The following is an 18290-nucleotide window of genomic DNA, read 5'->3' on the forward strand; positions in this document are numbered from 1 at the left end:
ATGGTGCTGACGATGCAGCCGATTTTGACCTCTTCACCGCCCATAGGCAGTGAGTGGCGCTATGAGGTAAAGTATGACGGATTCCGCTGTCTTCTCCGCATAGACGAAAGCGGCGTCACATTGACCAGCAGAAACGGCCAGACGCTGACGAATCAATTTCCGGAAATCACGGCTTTTGCGGCACGGTGTTTTCAGCACATGAAAGACCGGTTCCCCATTACGCTTGACGGAGAGCTTGTCTATTTAATCAATCCGTACAGAGCGGACTTTGAACATATTCAAATCCGCGGGCGTTTAAAACGGGCAGAAGCCATTGAAACCACCGCCCATAGACGGCCGTGCCGCTTTCTGGCATTTGATCTCTTAGTTCTGGAAGGTGCCGGCATCGTCTCATTGCCGTATGTGAAGCGGAAGCGCGCCCTTTTCAAACTGTTTGAAGAAGCCAATCTTCCGAAAAGCCCCCATCACTTAGCGGAGGAAGCGATTCAGTACATTCCAGAGCACACTGACTTTGAAGCGCTCTGGGACAAGGTCGTCCGGTATGACGGAGAAGGAATAGTAGCAAAAAAAGCATCAAGCGGCTGGGCGGAAAATAAACGGTCTCCCGACTGGCAGAAGTATAAACATATGAAAACGGCTCACGTGCTATTAACCGGGTTTAATCCGAAGAACGGGTATGTGACGGCCTCGGTATTAAAAGACGGCACCATTGTCCCGATCGCTTCCGTTTCCCACGGCATGCAGGCGGAAGAAAAAAACGCCGTCAGAACCATTATGGAGACTCACGGCAAAAAACAAAAAAGCGGCGAGTATATACTTGAGCCTTCCATCTGTATGACCGTGCAGTATTTAACCATATTGCAGGACACGCTGCGTGAAGTGTCTTTTGTTTCTTTTAAGTTTGAAATGGATTGGACTGAATGTACGTATCAGCAGCTTATCCTCCGTTCTAAAACGCTGCCGCCGAAACTGCAGTTCACAAGCCTGGACAAGACCGTTTTTAAGAAGGCTGAAAAAAAGAAAGAGGATTTCCTTTGCTATATGGTGAAGATGAGCGATTTTCTTATACCCTTTCTCAAAGATCGGGCCGTCACGGTGATCCGTTATCCGCATGGGGCGCCGGGCGAATCTTTTTTTCAAAAAAACAAACCGGATTACACACCGGACTTTGTCTCAAGCGTATTTGACGGGAGCCACGAACACATCGTATGCAGCAGCATACCGTCTCTTTTATGGCTCGCCAATCAGCTGGCGCTGGAATTTCACGTTCCGTTTCAGACCGTGCATTCTGAAAGGCCCGCAGAAATCGTCATTGACCTTGATCCTCCGTCAAGGAACGATTTTCCTATGGCCGTGGAGGCGGCGCATGTGCTGAAACAGCTGTTTGACTCATTCAGCATTACATCATTCCCGAAACTTTCCGGGAATAAAGGCATTCAGCTCTACATCCCGCTTTCACCGGAAGCATTCACCTATGAGGAGACCCGCGCGTTCACAATGCTCATCGCCGATTATTGCGTCAGGACGCGTCCGGATCTTTTTACGACAGAGCGGTTTATCAAAAACCGAAACGGCAGGCTCTACCTTGATTATTTGCAGCATGCCGAAGGAAAAACGATCATCGCTCCTTATTCGACCCGGGGCAATGAACTAGGAACGGTTGCCGCCCCTCTTTATTGGAACGAAGTCAACTCCTCTTTAACACCCGATGATTATACGATTGATACAGTGGTGAATCGGGTCAGGACAGAGGGAGATCCGTTTTATGATTTTTACCGGAATCCGCAGGACGGCCCGCTTTCAAACGTGCTTGAGCAAATCAAGAGAAAGAGCTGACGCTTTTCGTCAGCTCTTTTCAGTCTGATACGTGCACATCAGTTTTTCTTTGGAAATGAATAAATAGCAGGAATAAGGAATGTTTTTGAGGGTGAGCTGTTTTTCAGTAAAATATAATATCGGAATATGTGCCGCTTTTTTAAACAGCCTGTAGCAGCAGCTGGACGGCTTTATCACATCAAATCCGAGTCTTGCCGCCCCTTTATGAAGCATCGTAATGCCGACGACGCCTTTAATCTCGTCTTTCCGTTTATGCTGATTAATATAATCAGCTAAATGAGGCATGGATTGATAAACCTTTTGATATAGCATAATCCCCCTTCTGACCGCGCTTTCAATAGGCTGCAGCTCTTTCAGGAGTTTGACGTTATGAAGATGAATCTTGACTAACACGTCATTTTTTTTAATTCTGGTTCCGTCGCTCAGGATGACCTCTTTCCCTTTATATCTTGTCAAACGAACGCGGAATACATTCGATTGCTGTTTATCAATCAGCGTCAGCCGGGTAAAGAAGAAATAAAGCGGATCAAGTAAGTACCATATAGTCAGCAGACAGCTTCTCACACGTTCACCTTCTTTATATTCAAAGCACTTTCATATTTTGGCATGGGGCATGTCACATTATGATTGGTAAATAATGATGCCGCCCTGTATCAGCATATGCAAAATCGGCTTCAGGCTCTACCGTCGGACAGAAAAAAACACTCTCCTTGAAGAAGAGTGTTTGTATCCGCTTTCTTTTAACGGAAAAGCAAGTGCTGGCTGTGAATCCCCGCTTTTTTCAATAAGGCAATCAGCTGTTCCTGTTCCTCAGGCATAAGTCCTGAAAACGCTCTCGCAATTCTCAATGAATGAATCGGATAAATTTTGTCTAAATACTCATTTCCTTTATCAGTTAAATGGGCGTAAACAGACCGTTTGTCCTTCGGGTCTTGTTCTCTGACCAAAAACCCGTTTCTTTCAAGCTTGTCGATGACATAGGTGACATTCCCGCTGACAAGCAAAAGACGCGACCCGATTTGCTGGAGCTTTTGCGGGCCTCTCGTATACAGCAGCTCCAAAACGGCAAATTCAGTCGGATTAAAACCGTGTTCTTTACTGTCGCGGATGCTGTGTTCAGATACACTTTTGAAAGCCCTTGCAAAAACTTTGTACAAATTCATCGAACGCATCACTTCTTCTTCATTAAATGATAATCTCATCATATCTACCCCGTATTTAAGATTTTTATAAAAAAATAATGTAAACCCTTACAATTCATAAGAGTCGTTCTTTGTTTTATATTCTATTCGTGCCGTTTTTCAGAATTCCTTCTTTTTTATATAAAAAAATACCCTTATACATCATTTAATTTGTATAAGGGTTTCGTTCTTTATAGGGAATGTTCCGGAAAAAATACGCGTATTCCTTTCTCAGCTCCGTGATTGTCATGGAGTTCAGTATTTCTTTCGTATAGACTCCGATCTGAAGAAGCTTTTTGGAATAATGGTTTCTCTCTTTGTCCAGTGCATTTTGAAACAAATGACTCATGACGCCCTCCTTTGTTTTCCGTTATTCTATGATCAGAATACCGCTTTTATTTCAATGACGTATGAAGCCATTGTAAAACTTATGTGGAATTATGATGTTTTTCGGTAAAGTCCGTTCTGGACAGCTCTGAGCAGCGGAAAAGCATGTTCCCCGGCAATCTGCATAAACGTCTCGAGCATTTCATCGCGTTTCATATCTAATTCAATGATTTCTTTTGCCAGCGAAACCGCTTTTTCTTTCTCCATTCATATCCTTCCTCTCATTGTATCTGTAAAGTAAGCATAAAACGGGATACAGAGCCATGCATTAACCTTGTTAATTTTTCTGACGCTTTTTTTCTAAAATCTTCTATTTCACGTCAGAAAACCTGACAAGCGTCAGGTTTTTTCTCTTTTTTTCTTATATAATATGAGTAAAAGACATCCAGGGGTGGAAAAATGACGACAGACGAACAATCTTACAAAGATAAAAAAGTAATCTCGATCGGCATTGTAAGCGAATTAACCGGATTGTCAGTCAGGCAGATCAGATACTATGAAGAACGGAAATTAATTTACCCGCAGCGCTCATCGCGGGGAACGAGAAAATATTCCTTCGCGGACGTTGAGCGGCTGATGGATATTGCCAACAAGCGTGAGGACGGCGTGCAGACGGCTGAGATTTTAAAAGACATGCGCAAAAAAGAGCAGGCCCTCAAAAACGACCCGCAGCTCCGCAAGAAAATGCTGGAAGGACAGCTTAATGCCCATTTTAAATATAAAAACCGCTGACAAAAAAAGTCCGCCTCCTAATGAGACGGACCTTTTTTTATAAAGCATGAAGAAATGCAGTTGCAATGCCGAAATAAATTAATAAGGACAAAATATCGTTCAGCGTCGTAATCAGCGGCCCGGATGCAATCGCCGGGTCTATGTTCAGTTTATGAAGAATAATAGGGACGATCGTTCCGGCCATCGTACCGATAATCAGCGTTGCAAGCAGCGATGAACCGACGACAAAACCGAGCGTTAAGTCTTTCTGCCAGACGGTTGCGACAATTGTAATCGCAATCGCACAGACAATACCGATGTAGATGCCGGCTCTTAATTCCCGGAAAATCAGTTTAAAGATGGTTTTTTTATTCATTTCTTCTTTAGCCAATCCTCTGATAACGACAGCGAGCGACTGTGTGCCTGTATTTCCCGTCGTTCCCGCGATCATCGGCATGAAAAATGCGAGGGCGACTACTTTTTGCAATGTATCTTCAAAATAATTCAGGATGCTTCCGGAAATCAATCCGATAAACAAAAGGAGAATGAGCCACGGCAAGCGGCGGTACGCCGCCACGTACGCTTTCGTATCAAATGTAATCGCCTTACCGGAGGCGGCGAATTTTTCGTAATCTTCATCAGCCTCTTTAATCACGACGTCGATAATATCATCGACAGTGACGATGCCGACAAGCACATTATTTTCTTCAACGATGGGAATGGCTAAAAAGTCATACCGCTGGATCAGCCGGGCGACTTCTTCCTGATCCTGGAGCACCCCGGCCGAGATGACACGCGTAAACATGAGATCCTGCACTTTATCTTCAGGCTCGCCGAGAATTAAATCTCTGTAAGAGAGCACCCCGACAAGCTGCTTGCTGTCATTAATCACGTACAAGTAGTTAATTGATTCTGCGATTTCCGCAAAGCTTTTCAGCTTCACGACCGCATCTTTTACTGTATAATGCTGGGGAATCCAGACGAAGCGGTTCGTCATCATCCGGCCCGCGGATTCTTGCGGATAGTTCATCAAAAGCTGTACGGCCTTTGATTCCTCGGCCTCCATGCTGGACAAAAGCTGCTCTTTCAGCTCTTCATCCATCTCTTCCAGCAAAGCGGCGAGATCGTCGTTATCCATTTTATTCATTGCGAGAGTGGCTTTCGTTTTACCGACTTTATGGAGAACGGCAAGCTGAAATTCCCGCTCCAGCTCTCCGATCATATCGGTGATGTCATCAACCGTCATATATGACAGATAGCGTGCCCGGTGCTTTTCCGGCATTTCTTTAAATAAAAAGGCCATATCATAGGGCTGAAGCTCGTCTATCATGTTTCGGAATTCTTTTATTTTTCCGTCCCGCAATAAAATGATAATGCGTAATATGAGTTCGTCATAGGTCATGTTTTGGACCATCGGGACTCGTACCTCCTTTACGGAGACGCGCCGTCCGTCAAGGGAAGTGCGGCGGTTTGTCTCCTCATCATGTCGTCACTGGTTATCTGGCTGTATATGGGTACTTCTTCTGACATACTCGAATGGGGAGAATCCATACTCCGCACCTCCTTATCATGCTCAGTCATGTACGTTTTGAGGCATAAAAAAAACCTTCCGAAATGAAGGCGAAAACAAGCACGGCAAATAAACGTGCGGGGCCTTCATTCGTAGAGCTTTAGCACTGTATGGCATAGGACAATCATCCAGCTGCGTTAAGAATCACCTTATGTCGATGATTCCTGTTGACCCATTGGCGTCTTTGGACATTTTTGGGCAGCAGCGTATCTCCATACAGGAGCCTCACCTAACGAAGTTGTTATTTGAATTGACACACTGAGATTACAGAAAAAAAAGGAATGTGTCAACCTTTAAATTGTTATTTCAGCATATGCCTATAAAATAAACGGAATAAAGGCATAAAGCCCTTATTCCGGCAAATTGCTTTCATCTTCTTCTGAAAGTAAATGATATGATTCATGCAGCATGAGCGCGTATTCCCCTTCTTTTGTCGGGTGCGGTACATACTCAGCCTCGTTGATATACTGCTCTTCCCTTTTCTTCACAGAACAGACCTCCTTTTCAACTTTAGATTGTCCAAAAGAAGATCCGTTATCATAAGAAAGAAAAACTCTCCGCAAAAGCGGGGCAATGCAGTCATATCTTTCGGATGGTGAAAAAGTTCCGCAACAGCCACGGACCCGGTTTGAAGCCGAGCGTTAATTGCCACGCGCCGATCGCCTGCAGTCCGAATTCCCGCACGAGAACCATTTTTTCACTCATGCTTCGCACATCCTCGAACCATACTTCATGCGTTCTTCCATTTTCATCCGTATACCGGAAGTAAGGGGAGCGATCCCTCTGAGAGTAGCGGATCACTGATTGATATTTCATGGCGGTTTCCATGGCGCGCTGATTGGAGATCGCCGATCCGATCGTCCCGGGGCTGTACGGAATCACCCAATCATATCCGTACAGCGGCACACCGAGAATCACCTTTCTTCTCGGCACCCTGCTGATGGCAAAATGGATGGTTTCTCTGACCTCCGTCAAAGGCGCTACGGGTCCCGGCTCACTGCCGGCGTGGTGCCAGTCGTACGCCATGATGAACATATAATCGACGACGGCTCCGATTCCGCCGTAATCATATCCCCTCAGCCACGGCACCGCTTCATTTGTTTTCGCCGGAACCGATATCGTTAGCGCGAGCTGATGCTCTGAGAGCCTGGTTTTTAACTGCCGGAGAAATCCTGTAAACAGGTCCCGGTCGGCTTCCCTGATCCGTTCAAAATCAATATTGACACCGCCGTATCCCTTTCTTACGGTCAGGTAGACGATATTATTGACGAGGTTCGTTCTCGCCGTCGGGTTCTGCAGGACTTGATGGGCTAATTCCGGGCTGAACCCTCCTTCTGTCAGATTCGTGATAACCGCAAGCGGCCGCACCCTGTTTTGCCATGTGGTTTCTATCGCGGTTCTGTCGTTTAAATCATTCATGATATCTCCGTTCGGGCCAAAATGATATTCAAACAAAGAAATCGCCGATGAATAGGGTGCAAAATCATTAATGAGCTCTCTGTCCGCTTCAGGTGTCCGAATGACATAAAATTGCAGGGTTCCCGCCAGATAGTTGGAGATATCCGGAATTCTCACTTTCAAACCCGGCCGCAGCCGGTTCGGCGGAATATCCGGGTTTGCCTGCATCAGCTGCATCTGCGGCACATAAGTTTTACTTGCGATAACGGCATACGTATCATTCGGCTGAACCGTATATTCATTAAGAGGGATCAAAAGCGCCTGCCCCGGTACGATATTCGTTTCCTCAAGCCCATTGACGCTTCTGATGCTGTCAACAGGGTATCCGTACTTTCTGCTGATGGAAAATAATGAGTCGCCAGACTGCACTGTATGAACAAACATAGATGTCCTCCGTTTCCTTTTGATCAAAAGGGCTCTTCTTATCTTTATGAATGATCTTCCGGTCCGATTCCAAACTCTGTTTAGAGAAAGGCTGTTTACAAATCAGACATGATCAACTATGATGATGTCATCATAAAAAACTGTATAGGAAACGCACTAGGGGTGCTGTTATCGGCTGAGATAAAACATGCGGCAGGCGTGTTTTGATCCCTTATAACCCGATCTGGATAATACCAGCGTGGGGAAGTGCAGATTGACCGGAGCGCAGGGTTTTTTCCATGCGTTTTCGTTCTGCTGCTGCATATTCCCTCGGATATGCAGTTTTTTATTTTTCATTAAAAAACGGGGGAGGACACTGCAATATGAAACTTACGATCAATCGTCTTTCGTAAAATCAACTCTTTCATACATACGACTATCCGATAAGAAAGCAGGAGATCACAATGAAAAATTGGAAAATGAGAGAAATTGTCGTCATGTCCGTCATCAGTGTTGTATTTGCTGTCGTTTATTTATTATCAACTCATGCAAGCAATATAGCGGCAGGGTTTTTCGGCCGGATGAGCTACGAACCGATTTACGGTATTTGGTTTATCGTCTCGGTGATTGCCGCCTACATTATTCAAAAACCGGGAGCGGCGCTCATTTCTGAAATCATCGCCGCGTTTGTGGAGTGTTTACTCGGAAATCCGTCAGGGCCGATGGTAATTCTGATCGGCATCGCGCAGGGAATCGGTGCGGAAGCGGTCTTTTTTGCGACACGCTGGCGGGTGTATACCCTGCCCGTGCTCCTTTTATCCGGTATGGGGTCTTCTGTTGCGAGCTTCATTTATGACTTGTTCATTTCCGGATACTCTGTTTTGAATCCGGGTTTATTAGCCGTCATGCTTCTCATCCGCCTGGTCTCAGGTGCGCTTCTTGCCGGCCTTCTCGGCAAAGCAATCAGTGATGCGCTGGCTTACACAGGGGTGCTGAACGGCATGGCGCTCGGAAAAGAATTCAAGAAGAAAAAGAAACAGGTGAATCAAGATGCAGGCATCTGAACCCCTTCTATCGGCCCGCCGTCTTACCTTTTCTTATGAGCAGGATGAGAAGCCGGTTTTTCAAGACGTGTCATTTCAGCTCCGCAAAGGAGAACGGGTTTTATTGCTCGGGCCGAGCGGATGCGGCAAAAGCTCGCTCGCACTTTGTTTAAACGGTCTGTACCCGGAAGCTTGCGATGCGGTTCAAACGGGAACCGTTTCCTTATACGGAACACCTCTTTCGGACCTGTCAGAACCCGCCGCCCGATCCATCGGGGTCGTGTTTCAAGATCCGGATCAGCAGTTTTGCATGCTGACGGTTGAAGATGAAATAGCCTTCGGTCTGGAAAATTTGCAATATACAAAAGAAGAGATGGACTTAATTATTGAGGACGTTTTGGAAAAATTAGAAATCACTCATCTGAAAACACGGACGATCGCCTCGCTGTCAGGCGGTTCAAAACAAAAGGTCGCGCTCGCCTGTATCATTGCGATGGAACCGGAACTCATTATTTTAGACGAACCGACGGCACAGCTTGATCCATATTCCGTGCGTGAATTGGTGCGGCTGATCAAAGAACTGCAGGCCCAAAAAGGCTTCGGACTTCTTGTTATCGAGCATCAGCTTGATCATTGGGCGCCGTGGATGGACAGGACAATTGTCCTTGACGGAACGGGTCAGAAAGTGATGGACGGAGAGACGGGCGCGATCTTTGAAACAAAACTTGAAGAGCTGACGCAGCTCGGCATTCCGATTCCGCGGGTGATCTCATTGCAGGAGCACGTCAGCATTCCTTTTACATTGTGCAAAGAAAGACTGTTTCAAGAACCTGTACCGCCCTTTCCCGGCCCCCGGCCCGCCGCGCTTTCGGCAGAGGACGCGCTGAGTGTTCACGGGCTGTCATTCATAAGAGGAACAGACATCATTTTTCAGGACGTGAGCTTTTCCGTAAAAAAAGGGTCAATCACCGCGATTGCCGGCCCTAACGGAACCGGAAAATCAACGCTCCTGTCCGCCGCGGCCAAGCTCATCCGTCCTGTGAGCGGAGACATCAAAATAGACGGCAGACCGGTAGATTCCTATTCGGAAAAAGAGCTTCGGCGGCTGATGGGGTATGTTTTCCAAAATCCTGAACACCAGTTTGTCACAGATTCCGTCATTCAAGAGCTGCTGTTCGGCTTTGAAAACGGTCAAGCCGCAAAGGAGAAAGCTCTTCAGCTCTTAACCCGGTTCGGCCTGAGACGCTATGCCTCACAGCATCCATTCTCTTTAAGCCAAGGACAAAAACGCAGGCTCAGCGTCGCCACGATGCTTATGCATCAGGTGAAAGTTTTGCTGCTTGATGAACCGACTTTCGGGCAGGACGCAAAAACGGCGCGTGAGTGCATGCTGATGCTTCAGGAGATCCAAAAGGAAGGAACGGCCGTTTTAATGGTGACACATGATATGGAGCTCGTCTCAGATTATGCCGATACGATCCTTGTGCTCTGCGGCACGAAGCTGGTGTACCGCGGAACGCCCGACTCATTGTTTTCTGATCATATCGGAATCGCGGAGCGGGCGCATTTAGCTTTGCCCCTGCGGTATGAATGGATGAAACACGACAGGAGGCGGAGAAATGAACCTGCGGCTGGAGGCTGTTAACCCGTCAATTAAGGCGGCGGCTGTTTTGTTATGCGTTGTTATGCTTTCGTTTATTTATAACCCGTACACGCCTGCTTTGTTTTATATTATCATTGCCGGAGGCGTCCTCTTGGCGGGACGTGTGCCGCTGAAAAAATGGCTGCTGTTTACGGTTCCGTTTGTCATTCTTGCCTTCGGTTCTTTATGGACAGCCGTCGTATTCGGAAACGTCCCGACAACCGAAAGCAATCTGCTGTTTAAGCTCGGACCGATTGCCGTCAACAGTGATAATGCGGCGCTCGGGATTTCTATCGCGTTTCGTATTTTATGTTTTTCCGCTTTGTCGATGATGTTTCTTTTCACAACCGATCCGATTCTGTTTATGCTCAGTCTGATTCAGCAATGTAAGCTCCCGCCGAAGCTTGCTTACGGCGTGATCGCCGGGTTCCGGTTTCTTCCTCTTCTGAAAGATGAAATCCTGATTATCAGACAGGCGCACAGAATCAGAGGCGCGGCATCTGATTCCGGGCTGAAAGGAAAGCTCTTTGCCTTCAGGCGCTTTACCATCCCGCTTTTGGCAGGCGCCATCAGAAAGGCGGAACGCACAGCGATCGCAATGGAATCTAAAGGCTTTACAGGGAGCCGAAACCGCACGTTTTACAGAACGGTTACTGTGCGCCGCGCCGACTGGTTCTTTTTCATGCTCGTGCTCCTTTTATTCGGCGCAAGCTGTCTCATTTCACTGTTGTTTGTATAAAAACAGGCCGCCGGAGTGATTCGGCAGCCTGTTCTTATATGTATGTTACTGATGATAATTGAGAGCCTGGGCGAGGTTGGATTTAACCGTAATATCCGAGAAATTAATGCCGAGCTGTACGGCGGTTTGGGCAATTTCCGGCCTGATCCCGGATAAAGTGGACGAAACGCCGATCAGGTTCAGCGCTTCAATTAATTTAAAAATCTGGTGCGCCACCATTGTATCGACAACCACTACGCCCGACAAGTCGATTAACAGATGCTCAATCAGCCGGTTTGCACATGTACTCAGCGTATTTTCAAGAATGTATTTGGCGCGTTCCGTGTCAATATTGCCGACAAGCGGCAGAAGCCCCGTCCGATTGCTCAGCGTAATAACCGGCGAGCTTAATTCTAAAATCATTTCTCTTTGCGCATTCAGCTGCATTTTCGAATTATATTCGGCGTGATCGACAAAGGTGTAAATCGTAAAATCAAATACTTGAACGATTAAATTCTCCCATCTCTTCCTTTCTCCCTCGGCAAACGAAGATTCATGTTTATCGGCAAACGCATCATAATAACTGATGTACAGTCTCCGGTTTCTCATGAATTCACGGACCACATACTGGACCGGGGTATCCAGATGCTTCTGGTCTTTCGCAAGCTCAATCACCCATCGCTCGAACTCTTCTAAAAATTCTTTTTCCGGCATGATATACATTTTATTAATATGCCGGTAAAATTCTTTATCTTGCTCCATCAGCTCTTCTATGATGACGGGATTTGTCAAAGAGTAAATCGAATTCGGATCCGAATCTTCCATCGTTTCAATCCATTCTTTCGCAATTTGATCCACCCGTTCGGAAAAATAGTCGTACAATGCTTCACTTATCTTCATACCTCTTCTCCTTTCCCATTTCCAATTATAGCGTCAGCTGGTGCCGAATCAAAATAAAAGCCGTTGAACCATCCAATTATTTGAAATTATTTAGTGCAATAGATTGCGCCTTTTTTATGAAAATGCTTCAAATGACTCTTTCCGAACGGCATAATCTGCCATAAAATAGTAGCAACACCCTTGAATCCACTCGCAAGCATAAAAAAGGAGGGCTTTTTTATGAATGGTGAAATGCGGTTGATTCCTTATGTCACGGATGAGCAGATCATGGATGTGAACGAGCTTCCTGAGGGTATTAAAGTGATTAAGGCGCCAGAATTGTGGGCAAAAGGGTTTAAAGGAAAGGATATTAAAATCGCGGTGCTTGATACAGGCTGCGACATTAATCATCCTGATTTGAAAGACCGGGTTATCGGCGGAAAAAACTTCACCGATGATGACGAAGGCAAAGAAGACGCGATTTCCGATTACAACGGCCACGGGACACATGTTTCCGGAACGATTGCCGCCAATGATTCAAACGGCGGAATTTCAGGTGTTGCGCCGGAAGCGAGCCTTTTAATCGTTAAAGTTCTCGGCGGTCAAAACGGCAGCGGCAAATACGAATGGATCATTAACGGCATCAACTACGCCGTTGAACAAAAGGCGGACATTATTTCCATGTCACTCGGCGGACCGAACGATGTGCCTGAACTGAAAGAAGCCGTCTCAAATGCGGTAAAAAGCGGTGTACTGGTCGTTTGCGCAGCAGGAAATGAAGGTGACGGAGACGAGCGGACAGAAGAACTGTCGTATCCGGCCGCTTACAACGAAGTGATCGCCGTCGGATCAGTCTCAATCGCCCGTAAATCGTCAGAATTTTCAAACGCAAATAAAGAAATTGACCTCGTGGCGCCCGGAGAAAACATTCTCTCCACCCTTCCCAACCATAAATACGGGAAGCTGACGGGCACTTCAATGGCCGCCCCGCACGTGAGCGGAGCGCTGGCCTTAATAAAAGGGCTTGAACAGGACTCGTTTCAGCGGACGCTTTCTGAAGCCGAAATTTATGCCCAGCTTGTGCGGCGTACTCTTCCTTTGAACATCTCCAAAACATTGGCCGGGAACGGGTTTCTGTATTTAGACGCGCCTGATGTGCTCATGGAAAGAGCCGAACAGGCACAGCTGCTGTCTTTCTGATATTTTTCTCATATAATGATTGATCCGCTTGTCAAAATCACCAATTTTTAAAATGTGAGATTTTCTATTGACAGTGATCTGAATAAGCTGATAAGATAACCAACAAATGATGTAACTTTTCAAAAAAATTGAAATATTTTCTCTTATCGAGAGTTGGGCGAGGGATTGGCCTTTTGACCCCAACAGCAACCGACCGTAATTCCATTGTGAAATGGGGCGCGTGATTTTTGCGCCGAGACGATTGTCTCATAAGGCACGGTGCTAATTCCATCAGACATGATCTGAGAGATAAGAGAGGCTTGAATTTTGATGTTAAAGCCTCTTTCTCTCATGAGAAAGAGGCTTTTTTGTTACATCTCACTTAAAGGAGGAGACTTAATGACTACAATCAAAACTTCAAATCTCGGTTTTCCGAGAATCGGCTTGAACAGAGAATGGAAAAAAGCGCTTGAGGCTTATTGGAAAGGAAACACTGATAAAGAAACGTTTCTTAAAGAGCTTGACGGTTTATTCTTATCGGCTGTCAAAACACAGCTTGACCAAAATATCGATATCGTGCCGGTCTCTGATTTTACTCATTATGACCATGTGCTTGATACAGCTGTCAGCTTTAACTGGATTCCGGAAAGATTCCGCAGCATCACAGATCCCGTTGATACATATTTCGCGATTGCCCGCGGTGTTAAAGACGCCGTTTCCAGTGAAATGACAAAATGGTTCAACACCAACTACCATTACATCGTTCCTGAATATGACGAAAGCATTGAATTCCGTCTGACGAGAAACAAACAGCTTGACGACTACCGCCGGATCAAAGAAGAATTCGGAGCGGAAACGAAACCTGTCATCGTCGGTCCGTACACATTCGTCACGCTTGCGAAAGGATACGAAGAATCAGAGGCGAAAGCGATTCAAAAGCGCCTTGTTCCTCTTTATGTGCAGCTGCTGAAAGAGCTTGAAGCAGAAGGCGTCAAATGGGTTCAGATTGATGAGCCAGCCCTTGTGACAGCCTCTGCTGAAGATGTCCGCGCCGCAAAAGAACTCTATGAATCTATTGCAAAAGAGCTTTCAGGGCTGAATGTCCTCCTGCAGACATACTTCGATTCGGTTGATGCATATGAAGAACTCGTTTCGTATCCTGTACAGGGAATCGGGCTTGATTTCGTGCATGATAAAGGCAGAAACCTTGAGCAATTGAAAAAGCACGGCTTCCCGAAAGATAAAGTGCTGGCAGCCGGTGTGATCGACGGCCGAAACATTTGGAAAATCGATGTTGAAGAACGCCTTGATGCGGCTTTGGATATCCTCAGCCACGCTGATGTTGAGGAGTTATGGATTCAGCCTTCAAGCAGCCTTCTGCACGTGCCGGTGGCGAAACACCCTGACGAGCATCTTGAAAAGGATTTGCTGAACGGCCTGTCATACGCTAAAGAAAAACTGGCGGAACTCGGCGTCTTAAAAGAAGGGCTTCTGTCCGGCAAAGCGGCTGTCAGTGAGCAGATCGAAGAGTCAAAAGCGGCACTTAAAGCTTTGAAAGCATTCGCAACAGGAGCGAACTCAGCTCAAAAAGAAGAATTGAATCAGCTGACAGAAAAAGATTTCTCCCGCCCTGCAAGCTTTGAAGAACGATTGGCGCTGCAAAATGAATCACTCGGTCTTCCCCTTCTGCCGACGACGACGATCGGAAGCTTCCCCCAATCTGCAGAAGTGCGGAGCGCACGGCAAAAATGGCGGAAAAAAGATTGGACGGATGAACAGTATCAAGCGTTTATTAATGCGGAAACGAAGCGCTGGGTTGAGATTCAGGAAGAAATCGGCTTAGACGTGCTCGTTCACGGAGAATTTGAACGGACGGACATGGTCGAATACTTCGGTGAAAAACTGGCCGGGTTCGCCTTTACGAAATATGCATGGGTGCAGTCTTACGGTTCACGCTGCGTACGTCCGCCTGTCATTTTCGGAGATGTCGAATTTATCGAACCGATGACGGTAAAAGATACGGTCTATGCCCAATCGCTGACAGAAAAGCACATGAAAGGCATGCTGACGGGACCTGTCACCATTTTAAACTGGTCATTCCCGCGCGTGGATATTTCAAGAAAAGAAATCGCCTTCCAGATCGGGCTTGCCCTCAGAAAAGAAGTAAAAGCGCTTGAAGATGCCGGTATTCAGATTATCCAAGTGGATGAACCCGCGCTCCGCGAAGGACTGCCGTTAAAAACGCAGGATTGGGATGAATATTTAACTTGGGCCGCAGAAGCTTTCCGATTAACGACGTCTTCTGTGAAAAATGAGACGCAGATTCATACGCATATGTGTTACAGCAACTTTGAAGATATTGTCGATACGATCAATGACCTTGATGCGGATGTCATCACAATCGAACACAGCCGAAGCCACGGAGGATTTTTAGAATATCTGAAAGATCATCCTTACGTGAAAGGCCTCGGACTCGGTGTATACGACATTCACAGCCCGCGCGTGCCGGCTACTGAAGAAATCTATCAAATTATCGATGATGCGCTTGCAGTGTGTCCGACAGACCGCTTCTGGGTAAACCCGGACTGCGGGCTGAAAACAAGACAGCAGGAAGAAACCGTTGCGGCATTAAAAAATATGGTCGACGCTGCGAAACAGGCGCGAAAAAAACAAGCTCAGCTTGTATAATAAAGAAACAGCCATCCCTAATGTGCGGATGGCTGTTTTTTTGGGCTTGCTACTTATTCTTCAGCGCCTCTGCAAGTTCACTTAGTGAATCATGCTGCTTAATTTGATAGCCCCGCCCTTCTTTCTGCAAATACCCTTTTTGGCAGAATTGCGTCAGCACATGCAAGAGATGACGGTAAGATACACCTAAATAATCACAAACCGTTACGTGCTTCTCTTTATAAAATCCTTCATAAGCCGTCTGCAAAATGAAATCAGCAAGCCGGTTTTCAACCGGGAACGCCAGACTTTGTGAATACTTTGAAGCCATAAGCGTTGCTTTATCACTTAAAAACTTAGCCAATTCACGCAGAAAATTCGCATCCTGCAGCAATTGCGCGCGGCAGCGGCAAATCGGCAGAGCGAAACACACAGTCTTCGCTGAGGCCTGAATGCCTTTTGTGTAATATACTTCATGTAATAGTTCCATCTCTCCAATGTAATCATTTTTGTTGATAAAATTAATTAACGATACTTTTCCGTTTTGATGGGTTACATATATTTTCGCTTTTCCTTCAATCACGTAAAACAGGAAGTCCGGCCTCATGCCCTCTTGAATAATCCATTCATCCCGCTGATATTCCCGCACTTCCATATACTCTTCAGCGGGAAAAGAAAATAAATGCGCGATTGAGTGTTTTTCTATCTGATGCCGTTTTTTCTCACCTTTATAAATTTCCATCGTCCACCCCGAAATATATGAGATATCTCATATTATCTTTACGTTTTACATGATAACATGCCAATGAAAAGGAGGAACGGGAATGAACGCATATCGCTGGATGAGTCTGCATTTTTTTAGCTTTTTTATGACATGGGGGATTTTTCTGCCCTATTGGACGGGATGGATGGTCCATATAAAAGGGGTTTCCGTATCCGAAGCCAGTTTCATTATGAGCTTAGGTCTGGCGGCAAGAGGAATTTCCACATTACTTTTCTTTCCTTATTTATCCGGAAAATTCAGCAGCAGAGCCATATTGAACGGAGCCAGAATCGGTACATTTCTTGCGCTTTTATGTTATATTCCGGCTGACTCTTTTCTAAGCCTGCTTCTTGTCACATTAGGGCTGCATGTGTTTTATCCGGCTTTGATGCCTGCTTTGGACAGCGCTTGCGGCGTTTTGGTACAGCATAATGAATTAAGAGATTACGGGACCAGCCGGCAGTGGGGGTCCGCCGGATTTGTTTCAGCCGGCGTCATCCTGTCCGTCTTTACAGGTATATTTGGAGATCAAGTGATTTTATGGGCACTGCTTTTGGGCACTCTGATATTCGTATGCCTCAGCTTTATGCATGCGCCTGCTGTTCTTTCAAAACGGCCGGAAACAGATTGCACAAAAAAAGAGGGTATGCTTGCCTTATTCCGCATCAAACATTTCGGTCTGGTGCTCGCAATCGTTATCTTGCTGCAGGCGGCACATGCGTCTTACTACAATTACGGTTATCTCTTTTTGCAGGAAATTCATGCACCCGCATATGCAATCGGAATCATCATCAACATCGCCGTTATTGCGGAAATCATTTTCTTCGCAATCGCTGACCGATGCTTTCATCAATTTACGGCTGGTGCTTTGCTCGCTTTGGCGGCGCTTGGTGCTACCGTACGCTGGATACTCGTCTTTGCCTTTCCGCATGTCATCATTTTCTGCATCGCGCAGACGCTGCACGCCTGCTCATTCGCGATGGGACACTATGCATTTATGAAATACTTAATTAAACATATTTCCCCTGCGCAAGTCCCGAAAGCCCAAGGCATATATTCAGCGCTTGCGCTCAGCTGGAGCACTGCGGTATTTACTATTTTCGGAGGTTTTTTATATGAAATTGAACCCCGGTATGCCTTTATCGGAATGGTTGTTTGTACGATCCCCTCTATGCTTCTTGCCCTTTTATACAGAAAACTGGAAATGAAAAAGAGAGTTTTTGCAGGACATGCACAAGATATATAGACAAAGCTTTCTTTATATATATGATCCCATTTCCAGCTGTTATTTTGACCGATTTGCCAATGTTTTGCGATGTATCTTCCGCTATAGTTAAAGTATTCGATCAACCGAGGGGGATTTGAAATGAATCAGCACACTTCATTTTTAAAGCGGGCGGTCACGCTGGGAGTTGAGAGCGTGGATGAAGGCGGAGGGCCTTTTGGCTGCGTCATCGTTAAAAACGGCGTCATTATCGCCGAAGGGCAGAACAATGTGACATCCTGCAACGATCCGACAGCCCATGCTGAAGTAACGGCGATCCGGAATGCGTGCCGGACGCTTCAAACATATCAGCTTGACGATTGTGTGATTTACACAAGCTGTGAACCCTGCCCTATGTGTTTAGGCGCCATTTATTGGGCGAGGCCAAAAGCGGTATATTACGCATCCAGCCACTCAGATGCCTCTGACGCAGGCTTTGATGACACCTTCATATATGATGAAATCAAGAAACAGCGGACGGAGAGATCAATTCCTTTTTATCATCTCAGCTTCTCCGATCATACCGCCCCCTTTGACGCCTGGAAAATTTCCGCCCGCAAAAAAGTATATTAATCCAGAATAACCTGCTCACAACGCAGGTTTATTTTTCGTGAACGCAATTGGTTAAT

The 18290-nt window shown here is 46.1% G+C and carries 18 protein-coding genes and 3 riboswitches; of the genes, 9 read left to right on the plus strand and 9 right to left on the minus strand.

Annotation, left to right across the window (positions count from 1 at the left end; all coding sequences use genetic code 11):
• Positions 1-1836 (plus strand): DNA ligase D, encoded by a 1836-nt coding sequence (locus tag Y79_RS0103100; RefSeq protein WP_016936378.1) that lies wholly within the window; start codon positions 1-3, stop codon positions 1834-1836.
• A 9-nt stretch (positions 1837-1845) separates the two neighbouring features.
• Here the strand turns inward: Y79_RS0103100 and Y79_RS0103105 are convergent, their stop codons facing one another.
• From Y79_RS0103105 to Y79_RS1000000121140, 4 genes are all read right to left on the minus strand, one after another.
• Positions 1846-2400, minus strand: coding sequence for a YkoP family protein (locus tag Y79_RS0103105; RefSeq protein ID WP_016936379.1), 555 nt, complete (start codon positions 2398-2400; stop codon positions 1846-1848).
• Positions 2401-2576: 176 nt separating this feature from the next.
• Complete coding sequence (locus Y79_RS0103110; RefSeq protein ID WP_007610911.1) at positions 2577-3041, minus strand: MarR family winged helix-turn-helix transcriptional regulator; 465 nt, start codon at positions 3039-3041, stop codon at positions 2577-2579.
• A 142-nt stretch (positions 3042-3183) separates the two neighbouring features.
• Positions 3184-3366 carry a Fur-regulated basic protein FbpA gene (fbpA, locus tag Y79_RS0103115; RefSeq protein ID WP_016936380.1) on the minus strand — a complete coding sequence of 61 codons (183 nt, stop codon included), beginning with the start codon at positions 3364-3366 and terminating at the stop codon, positions 3184-3186.
• 89 nt (positions 3367-3455) lie between these two features.
• On the minus strand, positions 3456-3611 hold the full coding sequence (locus Y79_RS1000000121140) for a hypothetical protein (RefSeq protein ID WP_016936381.1): 156 nt from the start codon (positions 3609-3611) through the stop codon (positions 3456-3458).
• Between the two features lie 192 nt (positions 3612-3803).
• Here Y79_RS1000000121140 and tnrA point away from each other — a divergent pair, with 192 nt between their 5' ends.
• Entirely contained in the window at positions 3804-4136 is a 333-nt protein-coding gene (gene tnrA / locus Y79_RS0103125) for a MerR family transcriptional regulator (protein WP_003154734.1), read from the plus strand.
• 37 nt (positions 4137-4173) lie between these two features.
• On the opposite strand, the gene mgtE is transcribed toward tnrA, so the two are convergent.
• The 3 genes from mgtE to Y79_RS0103145 all read right to left on the minus strand — a co-directional run bounded on the left by mgtE (position 4174) and on the right by Y79_RS0103145 (position 7527).
• Positions 4174-5529, minus strand: a complete 1356-nt coding sequence (gene mgtE / locus Y79_RS0103130; protein ID WP_016936382.1) for a magnesium transporter — start codon at positions 5527-5529, stop codon at positions 4174-4176.
• A gap of 234 nt (positions 5530-5763) precedes the next feature.
• A riboswitch (M-box (ykoK) riboswitch) is annotated at positions 5764-5929 on the minus strand.
• A 106-nt stretch (positions 5930-6035) separates the two neighbouring features.
• Positions 6036-6173, minus strand: a complete 138-nt coding sequence (locus tag Y79_RS1000000121145) for a transcriptional regulator SplA domain-containing protein (protein ID WP_016936383.1) — start codon at positions 6171-6173, stop codon at positions 6036-6038.
• A 91-nt stretch (positions 6174-6264) separates the two neighbouring features.
• Positions 6265-7527 carry a glycoside hydrolase family 18 protein gene (locus Y79_RS0103145; protein WP_016936384.1) on the minus strand — a complete coding sequence of 421 codons (1263 nt, stop codon included), beginning with the start codon at positions 7525-7527 and terminating at the stop codon, positions 6265-6267.
• A 148-nt stretch (positions 7528-7675) separates the two neighbouring features.
• A riboswitch (TPP riboswitch) is annotated at positions 7676-7789 on the plus strand.
• A 181-nt stretch (positions 7790-7970) separates the two neighbouring features.
• On the opposite strand from Y79_RS0103145, the gene Y79_RS0103150 reads away from it, so the two are divergent.
• From Y79_RS0103150 to Y79_RS0103160, 3 genes are read left to right on the plus strand one after another with little or no spacing between them, the layout of a single operon-like run.
• A complete protein-coding gene (locus Y79_RS0103150; protein WP_016936385.1) occupies positions 7971-8570 on the plus strand; it encodes an ECF transporter S component in 600 nt (199 codons plus the stop codon).
• Positions 8557-10194, plus strand: coding sequence for an ABC transporter ATP-binding protein (locus tag Y79_RS0103155; protein WP_016936386.1), 1638 nt, complete (start codon positions 8557-8559; stop codon positions 10192-10194). Before Y79_RS0103150 ends, Y79_RS0103155 begins: the two co-directional genes overlap by 14 nt.
• Positions 10169-10930, plus strand: a complete 762-nt coding sequence (locus Y79_RS0103160) for an energy-coupling factor transporter transmembrane component T family protein (protein WP_016936387.1) — start codon at positions 10169-10171, stop codon at positions 10928-10930. The genes Y79_RS0103155 and Y79_RS0103160 overlap by 26 nt, the downstream gene beginning before the upstream one ends.
• Before the next feature lie 45 nt (positions 10931-10975).
• On the opposite strand, the gene Y79_RS0103165 is transcribed toward Y79_RS0103160, so the two are convergent.
• Positions 10976-11809: an STAS domain-containing protein gene (locus Y79_RS0103165; protein WP_016936388.1), complete on the minus strand. Its 834-nt coding sequence runs from the start codon at positions 11807-11809 to the stop codon at positions 10976-10978.
• A gap of 219 nt (positions 11810-12028) precedes the next feature.
• On the opposite strand from Y79_RS0103165, the gene Y79_RS0103170 reads away from it, so the two are divergent.
• Both Y79_RS0103170 and metE read left to right on the plus strand, forming a co-directional pair.
• The gene (locus Y79_RS0103170; protein ID WP_016936389.1) at positions 12029-12988 is read left to right on the plus strand and encodes a S8 family peptidase; all 960 of its coding nucleotides are present in this window, start codon (positions 12029-12031) and stop codon (positions 12986-12988) included.
• 140 nt (positions 12989-13128) lie between these two features.
• Positions 13129-13283, plus strand: a riboswitch (SAM riboswitch).
• 83 nt (positions 13284-13366) lie between these two features.
• The gene (gene metE, locus Y79_RS0103175) at positions 13367-15655 is read left to right on the plus strand and encodes a 5-methyltetrahydropteroyltriglutamate--homocysteine S-methyltransferase (RefSeq protein ID WP_016936390.1); all 2289 of its coding nucleotides are present in this window, start codon (positions 13367-13369) and stop codon (positions 15653-15655) included.
• A gap of 49 nt (positions 15656-15704) precedes the next feature.
• Here metE and yeiL read toward each other — a convergent pair whose 3' ends face one another.
• Positions 15705-16376 (minus strand): transcriptional regulator YeiL, encoded by a 672-nt coding sequence (gene yeiL, locus Y79_RS0103180; protein WP_016936391.1) that lies wholly within the window; start codon positions 16374-16376, stop codon positions 15705-15707.
• An 82-nt stretch (positions 16377-16458) separates the two neighbouring features.
• Between yeiL and Y79_RS0103185 the strand changes: the two genes are divergently transcribed.
• On the plus strand, positions 16459-17643 hold the full coding sequence (locus Y79_RS0103185) for an MFS transporter (protein ID WP_016936392.1): 1185 nt from the start codon (positions 16459-16461) through the stop codon (positions 17641-17643).
• 120 nt (positions 17644-17763) lie between these two features.
• The gene (locus tag Y79_RS0103190) at positions 17764-18234 is read left to right on the plus strand and encodes a nucleoside deaminase (protein ID WP_016936393.1); all 471 of its coding nucleotides are present in this window, start codon (positions 17764-17766) and stop codon (positions 18232-18234) included.
• The last annotated feature ends 56 nt before the right edge of the window (positions 18235-18290 follow it).

It is taken from the genome of Bacillus siamensis KCTC 13613 (assembly GCF_000262045.1).
Taxonomy (GTDB): domain Bacteria; phylum Bacillota; class Bacilli; order Bacillales; family Bacillaceae; genus Bacillus; species Bacillus siamensis.